Consider the following 16,761-nt stretch of genomic DNA (forward strand, 5'->3'; position numbering starts at 1 on the left):
TTCGGCCGGTTCCTGCCGGCCGCTTGAGAAGAATAGGGTAGACGTCCATGCCCAAGGCCGCGCCCTCCGGCGCCTTCGAGAGCTATTCCCGCGATCCTGACCAGCTGAAAAGTTCAGACCGGTCCTTTGGTCGCATCATGGCCGTCTTCTTGCTGATCGTGGCCGCTTTCCAATACCATCACGCGCGTGTTTCCCTGGCCCTCGTGCTGGCCGTCTGCGGGCTCGTCTTCGCGCTTGTCGCCCAAGTCCGACCGCAGACTTTGCACCGGCTGAACCTGATGTGGTTCCGCTTGGGCCTGCTGCTGCACAAGGTGGTCAATCCGCTGGTCATGGCTGTCATCTTCATGGGGGCGGTGGTGCCCACGGCGCTGGTGATGCGCCTCTTGGGCAAGCGCCCGCTGGTGCTGTCCCCGGACCGCGCCGCGTCGACCTACTGGATCGCCCGGCAGCCGCCCGGCCCGTCCGGCGAGAGCATGAAGCGCCAGTTCTAGAGCCCGATCCGGTTGAGGCAGCCTGATCGGAAGGCGCCCCGTCCGTCCCCAACCGCATGCACAAGAACCGCCCGGCCGGATCCCGCGATCCCTCCGGCTGATGGATGAGGAAGTTCCATGGGTTTCATTTCCGAATTGTGGCAGTTCCTGCGGGCGCGCAAGAAGTTCTGGCTGCTGCCCATGCTGGTGCTGATGGCCATCCTCGGCGGGCTTCTGATCCTGGCCAAGGGATCGGCGGTGGCCCCCTTCATCTACACCATGTTCTGAGGGCGCCGTGCGCATCCTCGGCCTGTCGGCCCTTTATCACGACAGCGCGGCTGCCCTGGTGGTGGACGGCGAGATCATCGCCGCCGCCCAGGAGGAGCGCTTCACGCGCCGCAAGCATGACCCCCGGTTTCCCGAGCATGCCATCCGCTATTGCCTGGAGGCGGGCGGCATCGGCTTGTCCGACCTCGACCATGTGGTCTTCTATGACAAGCCGTTTCTGAAGTTCGAGCGCCTGCTGGAGACCTATGTCTCCTACGCGCCCAAGGGCTTTTCCTCCTTCCGCATCGCGCTGCCCCTGTGGCTGCGCGAGAAGCTGTTCCAGAAGGATCTTCTCGCCAAGGAGTTGAAGGGCTTCGACAAGAGCTTCGACGCGCTGGGCAAGCTGCTCTTCACCGAGCATCATCTGTCCCATGCCGCCAGCGCCTTCTTCCCCTCGCCCTTCGAGGAGGCCCTGGTCCTGACGCTCGACGGTGTCGGCGAGTGGGCGACCACCTCAGCCGCCATCGGCCGGGGCAACAGCCTGGAGATCTTCAAGGAGATCCACTTCCCCCATTCGCTGGGGCTGCTCTATTCCGCCTTCACTTATTATACCGGGTTCAAGGTCAATTCCGGCGAATACAAGGTGATGGGACTCGCCCCCTATGGCGAGCCGCGCTTTGTCCAGACCATCCTGGACCATCTCATCGATGTGAAGCCCGACGGTAGCTATCGGCTGGACCAGAGCTATTTCGACTATTGCGTCGGCCTGACCATGACCAACCGGCGCTTCCACGATCTGTTCGGCGCCCCGCCCCGCAAGCCGGAGGAGCAGCTCACCCAGTTCCATATGGACCTTGCCGCCTCCGTGCAGAAGGTGACGGAACTGGTGGTGGAGCGCCTCGCACGGTCGCTCGCCCGCGAGACCGGGCAGAAGAAGCTGTGCATGGCCGGCGGCGTGGCGCTGAACTGCGTCGCCAATGGCGTGCTGCATCGCCTTGGCCTTTTCGAGGACATCTATGTGCAGCCGGCGGCAGGGGACGCGGGCGGGGCGGTGGGGGCGGCGCTGGCCGCCTATCACATCCATGCCGGCAAGCCGCGCGTTTCGGGCGCCGACCGCATGCGCGGCGCCTATCTGGGGCCGGCCTATGAGCAGTCGGACATCGAGCGGCGGCTGGCGGGGGCGGGCGCGGTCTTCACCGTGCTGGACGATACCGCCCTCATCGATGCCACCGCCCAGGCGCTGGCGGACGAAAAGGCGGTGGGCTGGTTCCAGGGGCGCATGGAGTTCGGGCCGCGTGCTTTGGGCGGGCGGTCGATCCTTGGCGATCCGCGCTCGCCGACCATGCAAAAGACCTTGAACCTCAAGGTGAAATACCGCGAGAGCTTCCGCCCGTTCGCGCCTTCTGTCCTGCGCGAGGATGTGGCGGATTGGTTCGAGTTTAACGACGACAGCCCCTATATGCTCATGGTCGCCCCGGTGGTGGAGCGCCGTCGGCGGGCCATGACCGAAGAGGAGCAGGCCTTGTTCGGCATCGACAAGCTGAACGTGCCGCGCTCCGACATCCCGGCCGTGACCCATGTGGATTATTCGGCCCGGCTGCAGACGGTCACGGCGGACACGGCGCCGCGCTATCACGCGCTGATCTCGCGCTTCAAGGCGCTGACCGGCTGCCCGCTGGTGGTCAACACGTCCTTCAATGTGCGCGGTGAGCCCATTGTGGGCACCCCCGAGGATGCCTTCCGCTGCTTCATGGGCACCGAGATTGAGGTGCTGGCGGTGGGCAATTGCTTCCTGCGCAAGGAAGACCAGGACCCGGCCCTCAAGCTGAACTATGAGACGGCCTTCGAGCTGGATTGAGCGGGGATCGGGGCCCGGCGCCGGCCGGGCCCCGTTTTCTCACACGATGGTCACGTCCAGCGTGGCGACGCCATCGACGCCGCCTTCCAGCCGGTCGCCTGCCTTCACTGGGCCGACGCCCGCCGGAGTACCGGCGAAGATCACGTCGCCGGGGGCGAGGCGGAACAGGGTGGACAGCTCGGCGATCATCTCCGGCACCTTCCAGATCATCTGGTTGAGGTTGCCGTCCTGCTTCACGGTGCCGTTCACCGACAGCCAGATGCGCCCTTCGGACGGGTGGCCGATGGTCTCCGCCGGCACCAGGGCCGTGCAGGGGGCGGACTGTTCAAAGGCCTTGCCCACTTCCCACGGGCGGCCGAGCTTCTTGGCCTCGCCCTGGAGGTCGCGGCGGGTCAGGTCGATGCCGACCCCATAGCCATAGACATGGCTGAGGGCGTCTTCCACCTTGATGTTCTCGCCGCCGCTCTTCAGCGCCACCACCAGCTCGATCTCATAATGCATGTCGCTGGTGCGCGGGGGGTATGGGACGGACGTGCCCACCACCAGATTGTCGGCATTCTTCTGGAAGAAGAAGGGCGGCTCGCGATTGGGATCGTGGCCCATCTCGATGGCGTGGTCGGCGAAGTTGCGGCCCACGCAATAGATGCGGTGCACCGGGAACAGGCCTTCCGAGCCTTTGACGGGCAAGGCGGGAATGGCGGGAGGGGCGATCACATAGGCACTGGCCATGGAAACCTCAGGCTCCTTTCGAGCCGGCGGATGGAGACGGCCGCCGCGGCGGGATGCCACATCTTGCATGGAAGATGCCGGCCTCCAAGGGGGCAGATGGCCGGACGTAGCGGCAGGGCGGGGGATCAGCCGCCGCCCACCGGCGGCACGCACAAGTCCCGATGGCCATCGAGATAGTCCAGCACCGCCTGCGCCGCCGCGGCATGCCCCGCCGGTGTCCAGTGCCCGTCATGGGCAAAGGATGCCCCCGCCAGGGGAAGCTTGTTGCGGACCATGTAGTCGTACATGTCGATGACCGGGATGCCGCGCGGGTCCGCCAGCTCCTTCAGGCGCTTGAAGCGCAGGCCGGTGGGCTCGTCCATGCGCATGGATTCGATGGACAGGATGAGAAGGGTCGCGCCGTCGCGCGTGGCGCGGGCCTTGAACTCGTCCAGCGCATAGCCGGAAAAGGCCATGGCCTCCTGGAAGGCCGGCGGCAGCTGCGGCCAGGAGAAGGGGGCGTCCATGCTGAGCATGGTGGCGTTGGTGGAGGTGTTGCGCGCGGGGTCCCAGCCCTCCAGCAGCTTTTCATTGCCCGGGCGCTGCGCCAGCAGCTGCGCCCGTTCCTTGAAGAGCTGCCCCATGTCCTGTCCCGACAGCCAGGCGGCGGCCTGGGGGGCCACCATGGCCAGCTTGGTGAAAATCCAGGAATAGAAATAGGAATGGGTGACCAGGAAGGTGTTGACGCGCGGGACGAAGTCGCGCGTGCGGGTGGGCACCTCCAGGAGGTGGCTGCGCCAGCCCTGATTGTCGACGGGCAAAGGCGCGAAGCCACCGGCGGCGGTGCGGCGGGCATACATGCGGTGGGGGTGGTCGGGATCGATGCCGCCGCGGATGCCTTCCAGCACCACTGAATTGTTGGCGAAGTCGTTGCCTACGAACACCAGGAGCACGATGCGCGGGCGGAAGGCGCGGGCGAATTTATCGTAGAAGGGCAATTGGTTGAGCTGGCCGGTGCCGCCATAGCCATAGGCGGCGACCGCCAGGTCCAGCGGCGGGGTCTGCGCGGCGGCCAGATTCATCAGTTGGCGCGGCAGCTTCTGCTCGATTTTGACTTCCAGGGCCGAGACGAAACTGTCGCCGATCACCGCGACGCGGCAGGCCTTGGGATCGGAAACGGGCGGCTCCTCGGCGAGGAAGCCTTGGGAATTGGCGGTCTGCTGGGTCCAGAAGTCCAGGCCATTGGTCGCCCGCGCCACCCCGCCGGGGGTGAAGAGCAGGCCCACGTCATCCACGAAGGTCAGCGGCCAGTCGCCGTTCAGGAAGGGGCGGGTGAGGCGGAAATAGGCTTCCCCTGCGCCCGCCACGGCCAGAACGAGCACGGCGGTCACCGCGAGGCTGGTGAGAAGATCCTTGAGCCAGGACGAAGGGGGCTGCTCCCCCTTTCCATCAGTCATGCCATGTCCCCCTGTGAGGGGGACGGGCCCCCGCCGGTTCGCAGGCCGGATCCGGCGGGTCCATGCGGCGGTCCAGATCAGTGGAACCGAGGCGCTCCGTTCAGGAAGCGACGGCCGCGATACCGATGGGGCAAGCTATGCCCGTGCCCCCGAGGCCGCAATATCCGGCGGGATTCTTGGCCAGATATTGCTGGTGATAATCCTCGGCGAAGTAGAAGGGGCCGCCCTGCGAAATCTCGGTGGTGATCTCGCCAAAGCCACGGGCTGTCAGCGCCGCCTCATAGGCGGCCTTCGAGGCGCGCGCCTCCTCCTGGCGGGCGGCGTCGGGCACATAGATGCCGGAGCGGTATTGCGTGCCGATGTCATTGCCCTGGCGCATGCCTTGGGTCGGATCGTGGCTTTCCCAGAACACCTTCAGCAACTGGCCGAAGGTGACTTCCTTAGGGTCATAGACCACCAGCACGCCTTCGGTGTGCCCGGTGCGGCCCGAGCAGACCTCCTCATAGGTGGGGTTGGGCGTGTGGCCGGCCACATAGCCGACGGCGGTGACCTTCACGCCCGGCACCTGCCAGAACTTGCGCTCGGCGCCCCAGAAGCAGCCGAGCGCAAACACTGCAGTCTCAAGCCCGTCCCCATAGGGACCCTTGAGGGCGGCGCCGTTGACGAAGTGGCGTTCGGCGGTGGGCAGGGCGGTCGCGCGGCCGGGAAGGGCCTCGGCGGCGCTCGGCAGGGTAAGCGGCTTGCGGGACCAGAACATGGCGAACTCCTCGCGCGCCCGCCGCGCGGGCCATCGGCCGTGCGAAAATCAGGGCACGCAGATCAGAGGGGGAGCGGGATTTCCGCCATCCAGAGGATGGGGCGGGAGCTGCTCCGAGCGCTCGGACCCTAATATGGGAGCGCCCCTGCCTTTGCGCGAGGGGTCAGCGCGCATCGAAGCGCGAGCGCTGCCGCTTGCGGCCGATCGCCATGAGCCCGAGGCCCAGCACGCACAGGAGCGCGAACAGGGGCAGGTCGAGCACTGGCACCGCCACATCCCTCCAGGCGGCCGGCGACAGGCCCGAAAGGGCGGCCTTTGTCTTTTCAAGGCTGGACGCGGACAGCGAAGACCAGGCCGAAAGCGCGGAGATGAACTGGACTTGCGAGGCCGCGATGGAGCGCGTGCCGTCCACCACCAGGGCGACAACACCGCCCGCCAGCAGCCAGAAGCCGATAAAGCGCAGCAGGAACCTGATCATGCCATCCACACTTTTGCGTCATCGCGCCGAGGCCGGCCCGCCGCGCCACTTTCCCTCTGAATAGAGCGCCCCGGCGCCCGAGGGAAGCCGCCGGGAGAGGGCGGGCATGCTCTGGAGGAGGTCAAAGCTGAGAGGTTTCCCGCTCAAGCCTCTTGATGCGACGCACGGTGTTTGCTTCCATCCGGGCATGGGCACGGGTCTGATCGAAATCCGTCGAGCGACGGTTACGGATGCAAGGGCCATCGCGGGCGTCCACGACGCTGCCTGGCGCACGGCCTATCGCGGCCTCATTCCCGGCCTCGAACTGGAGCGGATGGTGGAGCGCCGCGGTCCCGGCTGGTGGGAGCAGGCCATCCGCCGCGGCAGCCGCGTGTCGGTGCTTCTGGCCGGCGAAACGCTGGTGGGCTACACCAATTTTGGCGGCAACCGGGCCAAGAGCCTGCCCTATGGTGGGGAGATCTACGAGATCTATCTCGACCCGGTGCACCAGGGCCTCGGCTTCGGCCAGCGCCTGTTTGCGGCGGCCCGGCGGGATTTGTCGCGGGCAGGTCTCAATGGCCTGGTGGTGTGGGCGCTGAAGGAAAATACCGGGGCCACCGGCTTTTATCAGGCCCTCGGGGGGCAACCGGTCGCAGCGTCGTCGGAGCGGTTCGGCACAAAAACCCTGGACAAGATCGCCTACGCTTGGCAGCGGTAGCCGCGCTACGCTGCGTCGCAGCGTCTTCCGTGGCTTCAAGCGAGTGGTGTCATGCTCATCGACGCGATCAAGATCGGCAAGAATCCCCCCCATGAGGTGAATGTGGTGATCGAGGTGCCGATCGGTGGCGAGCCGATCAAGTACGAGCTGGACAAGGAGTCCGGCGCGCTGTTCGTCGATCGCTTCCTCTATACCCCCATGCGTTACCCGGGCAATTACGGCTTCATCCCCCACACGCTCTCCGGCGACGGCGACCCGTGCGACGTGCTGATCGCCAACACCCGCCCCATCATTCCCGGCGCGGTGATGAGCGTGCGCCCCGTGGGCGTGCTGCTGATGGAAGACGAGAGCGGCGTCGACGAGAAGATCATCGGCGTGCCCGGCCCCAAGCTGACCAAGCGCTATGAGAATGTGAAGAACCACACCGATCTGCCGGAAATCACCCGCGCCCAGATCGAGCACTTCTTCTCGCACTACAAGGATCTGGAGCCCAACAAGTGGGTGAAGATCATCCGCTGGGGCGATGTCGAGGAGGCCCACAAGCTCATCCTCGAGGGCATCGAGCGCGCCAAGAAAGCCTGAGCAGGGCTTGAACCCGCGGCCCGGCACACGCCGGGCCGTTCTTCTTTCCGGGGGCCTGACGGTCTCAGGACAAGCCGCCGATAATGCCGTCGGCGGTCACGAACATGCCCTCGGCCGCCGGCACGGAGGGCAGGCCCGGCATGGTCAGGACATCGCCGGTCAAGGCCACCACGAAGCCCGCGCCCGCCGACAGGCGCACTTCGCGCACGGGGAGCACATGACCCGTGGGCGCGCCGCGCAGGGTGGGATCGGCCGAGAAGCTGTATTGGGTCTTGGCCATGCAGACGGGCAAGGTGCCGAAGCCCGTGGTCTGCAATTCGTCCAGCTTCTTTGAGGCCTCGGCGCTGAACACCACCTCGCCGGCCCGGTAGATCTCGCGGGCGATGGTCTCGATCTTGCCCTTCAGCGGCACGTCATCGGCATAAAGCGGCTGGAACGCATGGGGCGCGTCGGCGAGAGCCACCACGTCGCGGGCGAGATCCTCGGCGCCTGCGCCCCCGTCCGCCCAATGGCTGCAAACGTGCACGGCGACGCCCAGCGGCGCGAGGGCGGCGCGCACCGCCGCGATCTCGGCTGGGGTGTCGGCGGTGAAGCGGTTCAGCGCCACGACGACGGGCAGGCCGAACTTGCGCAGGTTTTCCACATGGCGGACCAGATTGGCCGCGCCCTTGGTCACCGCTTCGGCATTTTCCGCCGACAGGCCCTTCAGCGGCACGCCGCCATGCATCTTCAGCGCGCGGACTGTGGCCACAACCACGGCGGCAGAGGGCGCAAGGCCTGCCTGGCGGCACTTGATGTCCAGGAACTTCTCGGCCCCGAGATCGGCGCCAAAGCCGGCCTCCGTCACCACATAGTCCGCCAGCGCCAGGGCCGAGCGGGTGGCGATGACCGAATTGCAGCCGTGCGCGATATTGGCGAAGGGGCCGCCATGCACGAAGGCGGGCGTATGGCCCATGGTCTGCACCAGATTGGGCTGGAAGGCGTCGCGCAGCAGCGCCACCATGGCGCCGATCCCCTTCAGCGCGCCCGCCTCCACCAGGGCCTTGGCGCGCGTCTGGCCCACCACCATGCGGGACAGGCGTTCTTCCAATTCACCAAGGGTGCGCGACAGGCAGAAGATGGCCATCACCTCGCTGGCGACCGTGATGTCGAAGCCGTCCTCGCGCGGAAAGCCATTGGCGGCGCCGCCGAGGCCCACCACCACCTGCCGCAGCGCGCGGTCGTTCAGGTCAACGACGCGCCGCCAGGAGATGCGGCGGGTGTCGAGGTCGAGGCCATTGCCCCAATAGATGTGGTTGTCGATGAGCGCCGCCAGCAGATTGTGCGCGGCGGAGATAGCGTGCAGGTCGCCGGTGAAATGCAGGTTGATGTCCTGCATGGGGATGATCTGGGCGTGCCCGCCGCCGGTCGCCCCGCCCTTGGCACCGAACACCGGGCCAAGCGAGGGCTCGCGCAGGCAGATGGCCGCCTTGCGGCCGATGCGGGCGAGCGCATCGCCCAGACCGATGGTGGTGGTGGTCTTGCCTTCACCCGCCGGCGTGGGGCTGATGGCGGTCACGAGGATGAGCTTGCCCTGCGGCCGGCCTTCAAGGCCGGCGATATAGTCCAGGGAGAGCTTCGCCTTGTGCGGCCCGTAGCGATAGAGGTCGGCGGCGGGGATGCCCAGCTTGGCGCCGATCTCCTCGATGGGCAGGGGCGTCACGCTGGCCGCGATGGCGGCATCGCTGGCGGGATCGATCTGGCGGGCCGTCACCTGGTGCATGGGGGAGCGCTCTTTTATGGGGTGGGATCAGCCCGGCCCGTGGGGGCGCAGGACGGAAGGATGGCCGCCGGCAGCGGCGGCGGCAAGACGCGGCCCGGGCACGCCGGCGAGAGGGGCGGCTTCAACCGGCGGAGGCCAGCCGTCCAGGCTGATCCGCTCCGGCCCCTTTCCGCCCGTGGGGCGGGTGCCGGCCCGCCAGGCCAGGAGCCGGGCGATCTCCGTGCAGGTGAGGTCCTTCACCGGATTGAAGGCGTGGGCCGGCAGGAGGGCGGGTGCGTCCGCTTCGATCGTGCCGCCACGCGGCGCAGGCAGCAGCGGCACCAGGCCAAGTGCCTGCGCGAGGAGGGCAAGGGCCGGCAGGCGAAGGGCTGCGAGGTCCGGGGGCGGGGCCTCCAAGGGGGCCATCAGTGCGCCAAAGCCCCGGGCCGCCGCTGCCAGGTCCAGCGGCACCAGCGTCAGTCCCAGCGCGCCGGCAAGCCGCAGCCCGCCCGATGGAACATCGTCCACCGCGCCGAGGACCACTGCCGTCACCTTGTCGGCGCCGACAGCGTCCAGGGCGAGGACAGCCCCCAGGCCACCGTCGGCAATGGCGCCGGCATCCAGGAGGACGCCGTTCGCACCGCTGTTGCCCACCAGGTCGCGCAAGGCGAGCACGCTGGCCTCATAGTCCGCCGCATCGCCCTCCAGGCGCTGGGCGAAGGGGGCTTCAAGGCACCGCCAGCCATTCTCAAATCGCTGCCACGTGGTCATGCGCACGCGCGGCTGGAAGCTTGGAAACTGCATGGGAAGCGACCGGTCGGCATTGAGCGCCAGGGAGGAGCCGTCGAACACCCATTCGCCCGCTCCCCCCACGGCGTTCACATGCAGGAGCGGCAGGTCGCATTCCACCACTCGCGCGACGATGCGGCTGAGGCGGGCATCGGCGCCATCGCGCACATAGGGCGCGGCGTCCGGCACGATGAGCATTTCCGCACCGGTCTCGGCGAGGCATTCGGGCACGTCCGGCAGGTCCATGTCGGAGCCCACCGGCACGCCGATGCGTACCCCCTTCACGGCCAGCGGCCCAGGCATGGGGCCGGGCGAGAAAATGTCCGCCTCCACGGCGCCGCCGCGCGGGGACAGGTCCACCTTGGCGCGGGTTGCCGCAACCTTGCCGTCGGCGATGAGGACGACCGCATTGCACAGCCGCTCGCCCTCCCACCAGGGCGTGCCCACCAGGATGGCGGGCTGGCCCGGGCTTTCCTTTGTCAGGGCCTCCACCGCGGCGGCGCAGGCGGCCACCACCTGCGGGGCGCGGGCGGCGCCGAGGAAAGGGGCGCCGGAGAGGAAGAGTTCGGGAAAGACGATGAGGTCCGCCTCCTGGCGGCCCGCCTCGTCCCGCGCGGCCCGCAGAGCGGCGAGATTTGCGGCCACATCGGCATGCGCCGAGGGAAGCTGGGCGACAGCGATGCGCAGGTGATCGGCGGGCGGGGCGGCGGTTGGGGCGGTCATCGGCTCATGCTTTCGTCGCCCCTGCTTTAGAGGGCGTTTCCCCGCGAGGGAAGCGGCAAGGGCGGGGTGTGTCTCTACTCTGCAGCCAGGGGCAAGGGGGCGCTCGTCTGCGCCGCACGGGCGGCGATGCGACCTTCTCCCCACTGCGCGAGCGCCGTGACGGCACCGCGCAGACACTCGCCCGTCGGGCTCAGGGCATAGCTGACCTGGGGCGGGACGGTGGGAACCACGCGGCGCACCACGATGCCGTCCGCCTCCAGTTCCCGCAGGGCCTTGGTGAGAATGCGCTGGGTGACATGGCCCATGGCGCGCCGCAGGTCCGAATGGCGCTTTTCGCCCGTCATCAGGTGGAACAGGATCGATCCCTTCCACTTGCCGCCGATCATCTCCAGCGCCACTTCCACCGGGCAGCCGGTGCAATCGAGCGCGATGTGGCGCTTGGCCATGACCTCTTTCGCCTCCCTGTTGGGCATCCAGGGGCAAAGATAGTGCGGGACGCTGCGTCCGTCACCCGATGGACAGTCCTCTGGTGCGGTGTATATCGTATGCCAAAACAGGACGCGCCCGCCACCATGCTGGACCCCTCTCTCGCCGGCCACCTGGAGTTCATGCCAGGGGCCGAAGCCCCGTTCCTCCCCCCGCTTGAGCCCGGCCGGTATGGGCTCGGCCTGTTCGCCGAGCGCGACGCCCAATTGGTGGTGCCGCCGGGATTGGAGCCGGGCCGGCCGGTGCCGCTCATGGTCCTCTTCCACGGCGGTGGTGGCAGCGCACAGAAGATCCTGCCCATGATGGAGCAGCACGCGGCCACCAAGGGCTTCCTGCTTCTCGTCCCCCAATCCCAATTCCCCACCTGGGATCTGGTGATTGCCGGCAACGGGCCCGACCGGGAGCGGCTCGACACCGCGCTCGGCGCCGTGGCCGCACGCTTTCCCATTGATCCCACCCATGTGTGCTTTGCCGGCCATTCCGACGGCGGCAGCTATGCCCTCTCGCTGGGCCTCACCAATGGGCAGTTCGTGACACACATCATCGTGTCCTCTGCGGGCTTCATGTCCGTGCAAAGGCAGATGGGGGCGCCGCGCATCTTCATGTCGCACGGGGTGAATGACGAACAGATCCCCATCGACCGCAGCGCCCGCACCCATGCGGCCCTGCTGCGCGAGGCCGGCTATGACTTGACCTATATGGAATACAACGGCCCGCACGCCTATCAGCCGCCGGTGGTGGCGCTGGCTGTGGACTTCTTCCTGGCGCCCGTTCCTGCCTCTCCACAACCGACTCCGGCCTCTCCTTAGGCTCCGGTCAGCACGACCTTGCCGTGAGCGGGCACGAAAATGTGCCGTCTTGCGGCGCGGCGGGAAGTTCCGAAATTGGGCGACATATCGATCCGTCTCGGAGACCTGCCATGAAGGCTGTCGGCTACGTCCAGTCCCTCCCCATTACCGATCCGCAGTCCCTCTTCGATTTCGAGGCCCCCGCGCCCACGCCGGGCCCCCGTGACCTTCTGGTGCGGGTGAAGGCCATTTCGGTCAATCCCGTCGACACCAAGGTGCGCATGCGCCGCCAGGGCACGGCCGAGGCGCCGGTCATCCTGGGCTGGGATGCGGCCGGCATCGTCGAGGCGGTAGGCGAGAAGGTCACTCTCTTCCGTCCCGGCGACGCGGTCTATTATGCCGGTTCCATCGCCCGGCCAGGCACCAATGGCGAGCTGCATGCGGTGGACGAGCGCATCGTCGCCCTGAAGCCGAAGTCGCTCAGTTTCGCGGAGGCCGCCGCCCTGCCGCTCACCGCCATCACCGCCTGGGAAGGCCTGTTCGACCGCCTGCACATTCCGGTCGGAAAGGGGGGTGCTGGCGGCGCCCTGCTCATCATCGGCGCGGCGGGTGGCGTGGGCTCCATCGCCGTGCAACTGGCACGGCGCCTCACGCCCTATACGGTGATCGGCACGGCTTCGCGGCCCGAGAGCGAAAAATGGGTGCGCGAGCTGGGGGCCCATCATGTCATCGACCATTCCCGCCCGTTGAGCGAAGGCTTGAAAGCCATCGGCCTTCCGCAGGTGGACGCGGTCTACGCCCTTACCAACACCGACAAGCATTGGACGGAGATCGCCGCCAGCCTCAAGCCACAGGGCGCGGTTTGCGTCATCGACGATCCCGGCCCCCTCGATGTGTCGCTTCTGAAGCAGAAGGCGGCCACCTTCGTGTGGGAGTTCATGTTCACGCGCTCCCTGTTCGAGACCCCGGACATGGACGCCCAGCACCGCCTGCTGACCGAGGTCGCAGGTCTGGTGGACGAGGGGCTGGTGCGCACCACGCTGGGTGCGCATTTCGGCACCATCACCGCCGAGAACCTGCGCCGCGCCCATGAAGCGCTGGAAAGCGGGCGGAGCGTCGGGAAGGTGGTGCTGGAAGGATTTAATGACTAAATAAATTGAAATAGTAGTTTTGTGGGATAAGGTTCCCGCATCTTCATTGCATGCGGGAACCGACCTCATGACAAATCGCGCTTCCAGTGCCGCGCCGTCCCCCGTCCTGCGCCGTCTTTCGGCCTTTGCCCTGGCCTCTCTGACCTTCGCAAACCTCGCCCTCGGCACGGCCGCCGCCGATGCCATCCGCGTGGGTGTCACCGCCGGCCCCCATGCGGAAGTGCTGGATGTGGTGAAGAAGGTGGCCGCCAAGCGCGGCTTCGAGATCCAGGTGGTGGAGTTCACCGATTATGTGGTGCCCAACCAGGCGCTGGCCAACAAGGAACTGGATGCCAATTCCTTCCAGCACGAGCCCTACCTGAAGAACCAGATCGCGCGGACCGGCTGGAAGATCGTCAAGGTGGCCGACACCATCGCGTCCCCGCAGGGCATCTATTCGGTCAAGTACAAGTCTTTCGCAGACATTCCCGCCGGCGCCACCATTGCCATCCAGAATGATCCGTCCAATGCGGCCCGTTCACTCCAGATCCTGGAATATAACGGCATCATCAAGCTTCGGCCCGGCGCGGGCGTCACCGCCAGCGAGATCGACATCATCGAAAACCCGAAGAAGCTGAAATTCATCCAGCTGGACGCCGCCCAATTGCCGCGCGCGCTGCCGGACGTGGATGCCGCCTCCATCAACAACAATTACGCCGTCCAGGCGGGCCTCAACCCGGCCAAGGACGCGCTCATCCGCGAGCCGGTGAACGGGCCGTGGGTGAACATCCTGGCGGTGCGAGAAGAGGACAAGGACAAGCCCTGGGTGAAGCAGCTCATCGACGCCTATCACTCGGACGAGGTGAAGGTGTTCCTGGTGGAGCGCTTCAAGGGCTCCTATCTGCCCACCTGGTGATGGGCCGACCGCCGGGCGCGCCATGGCGCGCCCGGCTTGGTTTCCTCAGGCGTGGGCGAACACCCGGTAGCGGCGGGGCACGAGGCCGATCTCGGTGCCCACCGGCAAGGTGTCGCCGTGGGGGACGGCGGCCTCGACCACCACATTGCCCCCATGGATCTGAATGTCCGCCCGCCGCGTCGGGCCGAAGGTGCGCACCGCCAGCACCTTGCCGGACAGGGGCGCCTCGCCGGCCGGGGCCAGTTCCACGTCGTGGGGACGGGCGAGAATGCGGGCGGGACCTGAGGCGACGCCTTGTGAATCCAGCGGCACCTGCCGGTCGCCCACATAGAGCGTGCCGTCCCGCACATCCGCGGGCAGGGAGAGGCTTTCTCCGATGAAGTCGTGCACGAAGGCGGTGGCCGGGCGGTCATAGACCTCTGCCGGCGTGCCCACCTGCTCGATGCGGCCCCGTCCCATCACCACCACGGTGTCAGCCAGTTCCAGGGCCTCTTCCTGGTCGTGGGTGACGAGCACGGAGGTGACCGGCAATTCCTCGTGCAAGTGCCGCAGCCAGCGGCGCAATTCCTTGCGCACCTTCGCGTCCAGCGCGCCAAAGGGCTCGTCCAGAAGGAGCACGCGCGGCGAGATGGCGAGCGCCCGGGCGAGCGCCACCCGCTGGCGCTGGCCGCCGGACAATTGGCCGGGATAGCGATCCGCCAGCCAGTCGATCTGCACCAGGGACAAAAGCTCGTTCACCCGTTCGCGGATCTTGGCCTCGGGCAGCTTGTCCGCGCCCTTGCGCACGCGAAGTCCGAAGGCGACGTTCTCGAACACGCTCATGTGGCGGAACAGGGCATAGTGCTGGAACACGAAGCCCACATTGCGCTCGCCCACCGAGCGGGACAGGGCGTCCTGGCCGTCGAACCGCACCTCCCCGCTGTCGGGCCAGTCGAGCCCGGCAATGATGCGCAAGAGTGTGGTCTTGCCGGAGCCGGAAGGGCCCAGCAGGGCCACCAGCTCGCCGCCGGGAATGTGCAGGCTCACACGGTCGAGCGCCTTGAAGGCCTTGAACTGCTTGGTGACATTGACGACGTCGATGCTCATCGGTGGTCCTCCGCGAGCCGGCTTTCCAGGATGGTTTTGGCGATGAGGGTGACGAGCGCCAGCAGGGCCAGGAGCGAGGCAACCGCGAAGGAGGCGACGAACTGGTACTCGTTGTAGAGGATCTCGATATGCAGCGGCATGGTGTTGGTGAGGCCGCGCACATGGCCCGAGACCACAGACACCGCGCCGAATTCGCCCATGGCCCGCGCGTTGCACAAGAGCACGCCGTAGAGCAGGGCCCATTTCACATTGGGCAAGGTGACGCGGAAGAAGGTGGACAGGCCCGAGGCGCCCAATGAGATGGCCGCCTCTTCTTCCGAGGTTCCCTGTTCCTGCATCAGCGGGATCAGCTCGCGCGCCACGAACGGAAAGGTGACGAAGATGGTGGCCAGCACGATGCCCGGCAGGGCGAAGACGATCTTCACGTCCCAGGCCTGAAGCTGCGGCCCCAGCAGGCCCTGCGCGCCGAACAGCAGCACATAGACAAGGCCCGCCACCACCGGGGAGACCGAGAAGGGCAGGTCGATGAGGCTGATGAGCAGGCTTTTGCCGGGAAACTCGAACTTGGTGATGGCCCAGGAGGCCACCAGTCCGAAGATGAGGTTCGCCACCACCGAGATCACAGCCACCAGGAGCGTCAGCCGGATGGCGGCGAGCGCGTCAGGGTCGAGGATGGCCGTCGCATAGGCCGTCCATCCCCGCCGGAACGCCTCGTAGAAGACGTTGATCAGCGGCATGCCGATGAACAGCAGGAGAAAGGCGAGGGCGATGGCCGTGAGGGCGATGCGCACCGCGCGCGGCTCAGTGCGCACCGGCTTATGGCCGGTCAGGGCATGGTTCGCCTCCGCCCGGGCCAAGCCGGGGGGCAGGCCTTCGGAGGCGGACAGGGGCAGCGCGGAGCTGTCGGGATGGGCGTTGGTCACAGGTCCCTCCCGCGGGCTTGGGTCCAGCGCTGCAGCGCGTTGATGACCAGCAGCAGGGCGAAGGATGCCACCAGCATCACGCAGGCGATCGCCGTGGCATCCGCATAGCGGAACTCCTCGAGGCGGATGACGATGAGGAGCGGCGCCACTTCCGAAATGCCGGGCAAGTTGCCGGCGATGAAGATGACCGAGCCATATTCCCCCACCGCCCGGGCGAAGGCGAGGGCAAAGCCCGTCAGGAGAGCCGGCAGCAGGGAGGGCAGCACCACCCGCCACAAGGTCTGGACGCGGTCGGCCCCAAGGCTGGCGGAGGCTTCTTCAAGCTCCGCGTCGAGATCCTCCAGCACCGGCTGGACCGTGCGCACCACGAAGGGCAGGCCGATGAAGATGAGGGCCACCAGGATGCCCAGCGGCGTGAACGACACCTTGATGCCGAGCGGCGCCAGCAGCGCGCCGATCCAGCCATTCTCCGCATAAAGGCTGGTGAGCGCGATGCCGGCCACGGCAGTCGGCAGAGCGAAGGGAATGTCGACGATGGCGTCCACCACCCGCTTCAGCGGGAAGTCATAGCGCACCAGAACCCACACCACGATGGAGCCGAACACCAGGTTGATGGCCGCCGCCGCCAGCGAAAGTCCGAACGAGATCTGCAGGGCATGCAGCGTGCGGGCGCTGGTGACGATGGTCACAAAGCGCTCGAAGGAGATTTCCGAGGTCTTGATGAAAAGCGCCGACAGCGGCACCAGCACGATGAGGCAGAGCCATGTGAGCGTCAGCCCCAAGGTCAGGCCAAAGCCCGGGATGACGGATTTCCGCCGCCGGGAGAAGAGGATGGGGGGTGCTGCCGCGGTCGCCATCGGTGTCCTTGCGGGCTTTGGAAGAGGAGCGGGCCTGGAATGCAGGCG

Annotated in this window: 18 protein-coding genes; 8 read left to right on the plus strand and 10 right to left on the minus strand. The window is 67.1% G+C overall.

Annotation, left to right across the window (positions count from 1 at the left end):
* The first annotated feature begins 47 nt into the window (after positions 1-47).
* From ACT54L_RS12025 to ACT54L_RS12035, 3 genes are all read left to right on the plus strand, one after another.
* Positions 48-491 carry an SxtJ family membrane protein gene (locus ACT54L_RS12025; protein WP_476085825.1) on the plus strand — a complete coding sequence of 148 codons (444 nt, stop codon included), beginning with the start codon at positions 48-50 and terminating at the stop codon, positions 489-491.
* 117 nt (positions 492-608) lie between these two features.
* The gene (locus tag ACT54L_RS12030) at positions 609-758 is read left to right on the plus strand and encodes a DUF5989 family protein (RefSeq protein WP_209103722.1); all 150 of its coding nucleotides are present in this window, start codon (positions 609-611) and stop codon (positions 756-758) included.
* Between the two features lie 7 nt (positions 759-765).
* Entirely contained in the window at positions 766-2,595 is a 1,830-nt protein-coding gene (locus ACT54L_RS12035) for a carbamoyltransferase family protein (protein WP_476085826.1), read from the plus strand.
* A gap of 39 nt (positions 2,596-2,634) precedes the next feature.
* Here ACT54L_RS12035 and ACT54L_RS12040 read toward each other — a convergent pair whose 3' ends face one another.
* The 4 genes from ACT54L_RS12040 to ACT54L_RS12055 all read right to left on the minus strand — a co-directional run bounded on the left by ACT54L_RS12040 (position 2,635) and on the right by ACT54L_RS12055 (position 5,995).
* Positions 2,635-3,324, minus strand: coding sequence for a fumarylacetoacetate hydrolase family protein (locus ACT54L_RS12040; protein WP_476085827.1), 690 nt, complete (start codon positions 3,322-3,324; stop codon positions 2,635-2,637).
* Between the two features lie 125 nt (positions 3,325-3,449).
* Positions 3,450-4,760, minus strand: a complete 1,311-nt coding sequence (locus ACT54L_RS12045) for a hypothetical protein (protein ID WP_476085828.1) — start codon at positions 4,758-4,760, stop codon at positions 3,450-3,452.
* Between the two features lie 100 nt (positions 4,761-4,860).
* Positions 4,861-5,517: a peptide-methionine (S)-S-oxide reductase MsrA gene (gene msrA, locus ACT54L_RS12050; protein ID WP_476085829.1), complete on the minus strand. Its 657-nt coding sequence runs from the start codon at positions 5,515-5,517 to the stop codon at positions 4,861-4,863.
* Between the two features lie 163 nt (positions 5,518-5,680).
* Positions 5,681-5,995 carry a hypothetical protein gene (locus ACT54L_RS12055; RefSeq protein ID WP_476085830.1) on the minus strand — a complete coding sequence of 105 codons (315 nt, stop codon included), beginning with the start codon at positions 5,993-5,995 and terminating at the stop codon, positions 5,681-5,683.
* Between the two features lie 187 nt (positions 5,996-6,182).
* Here ACT54L_RS12055 and ACT54L_RS12060 point away from each other — a divergent pair, with 187 nt between their 5' ends.
* Both ACT54L_RS12060 and ppa read left to right on the plus strand, forming a co-directional pair.
* The gene (locus ACT54L_RS12060) at positions 6,183-6,692 is read left to right on the plus strand and encodes an N-acetyltransferase family protein (protein ID WP_476085831.1); all 510 of its coding nucleotides are present in this window, start codon (positions 6,183-6,185) and stop codon (positions 6,690-6,692) included.
* Between the two features lie 51 nt (positions 6,693-6,743).
* Entirely contained in the window at positions 6,744-7,274 is a 531-nt protein-coding gene (gene ppa, locus ACT54L_RS12065; protein ID WP_476085832.1) for an inorganic diphosphatase, read from the plus strand.
* 64 nt (positions 7,275-7,338) lie between these two features.
* Here ppa and ACT54L_RS12070 read toward each other — a convergent pair whose 3' ends face one another.
* The 3 genes from ACT54L_RS12070 to ACT54L_RS12080 all read right to left on the minus strand — a co-directional run bounded on the left by ACT54L_RS12070 (position 7,339) and on the right by ACT54L_RS12080 (position 10,973).
* The gene (locus ACT54L_RS12070; protein WP_476085833.1) at positions 7,339-9,036 is read right to left on the minus strand and encodes a formate--tetrahydrofolate ligase; all 1,698 of its coding nucleotides are present in this window, start codon (positions 9,034-9,036) and stop codon (positions 7,339-7,341) included.
* A 27-nt stretch (positions 9,037-9,063) separates the two neighbouring features.
* Positions 9,064-10,527 carry a nitrilase-related carbon-nitrogen hydrolase gene (locus ACT54L_RS12075; protein ID WP_476085834.1) on the minus strand — a complete coding sequence of 488 codons (1,464 nt, stop codon included), beginning with the start codon at positions 10,525-10,527 and terminating at the stop codon, positions 9,064-9,066.
* 74 nt (positions 10,528-10,601) lie between these two features.
* Positions 10,602-10,973 (minus strand): winged helix-turn-helix transcriptional regulator, encoded by a 372-nt coding sequence (locus ACT54L_RS12080; protein ID WP_476085835.1) that lies wholly within the window; start codon positions 10,971-10,973, stop codon positions 10,602-10,604.
* Between the two features lie 126 nt (positions 10,974-11,099).
* Here ACT54L_RS12080 and ACT54L_RS12085 point away from each other — a divergent pair, with 126 nt between their 5' ends.
* The 3 genes from ACT54L_RS12085 (at position 11,100) to ACT54L_RS12095 (ending at position 13,847) form a co-directional block, all read left to right on the plus strand.
* On the plus strand, positions 11,100-11,822 hold the full coding sequence (locus tag ACT54L_RS12085) for an alpha/beta hydrolase (protein ID WP_476085836.1): 723 nt from the start codon (positions 11,100-11,102) through the stop codon (positions 11,820-11,822).
* Between the two features lie 110 nt (positions 11,823-11,932).
* Positions 11,933-12,952 (plus strand): zinc-binding alcohol dehydrogenase family protein, encoded by a 1,020-nt coding sequence (locus ACT54L_RS12090; RefSeq protein ID WP_476085837.1) that lies wholly within the window; start codon positions 11,933-11,935, stop codon positions 12,950-12,952.
* Between the two features lie 106 nt (positions 12,953-13,058).
* Positions 13,059-13,847: a MetQ/NlpA family ABC transporter substrate-binding protein gene (locus ACT54L_RS12095; RefSeq protein WP_476086336.1), complete on the plus strand. Its 789-nt coding sequence runs from the start codon at positions 13,059-13,061 to the stop codon at positions 13,845-13,847.
* A gap of 45 nt (positions 13,848-13,892) precedes the next feature.
* Here the strand turns inward: ACT54L_RS12095 and ACT54L_RS12100 are convergent, their stop codons facing one another.
* The 3 genes from ACT54L_RS12100 to cysT are packed head-to-tail and all read right to left on the minus strand — an operon-like array spanning position 13,893 to position 16,713.
* The gene (locus ACT54L_RS12100; RefSeq protein WP_476085838.1) at positions 13,893-14,933 is read right to left on the minus strand and encodes a sulfate/molybdate ABC transporter ATP-binding protein; all 1,041 of its coding nucleotides are present in this window, start codon (positions 14,931-14,933) and stop codon (positions 13,893-13,895) included.
* Positions 14,930-15,802 carry a sulfate ABC transporter permease subunit CysW gene (gene cysW, locus ACT54L_RS12105; protein WP_476086337.1) on the minus strand — a complete coding sequence of 291 codons (873 nt, stop codon included), beginning with the start codon at positions 15,800-15,802 and terminating at the stop codon, positions 14,930-14,932. The genes ACT54L_RS12100 and cysW overlap by 4 nt, the downstream gene beginning before the upstream one ends.
* Before the next feature lie 50 nt (positions 15,803-15,852).
* Entirely contained in the window at positions 15,853-16,713 is an 861-nt protein-coding gene (gene cysT / locus ACT54L_RS12110; RefSeq protein WP_476085839.1) for a sulfate ABC transporter permease subunit CysT, read from the minus strand.
* Between the last annotated feature and the right edge of the window lie 48 nt (positions 16,714-16,761).

The sequence above is a fragment of the Aquabacter sp. DMC10 genome (assembly GCF_056314145.1).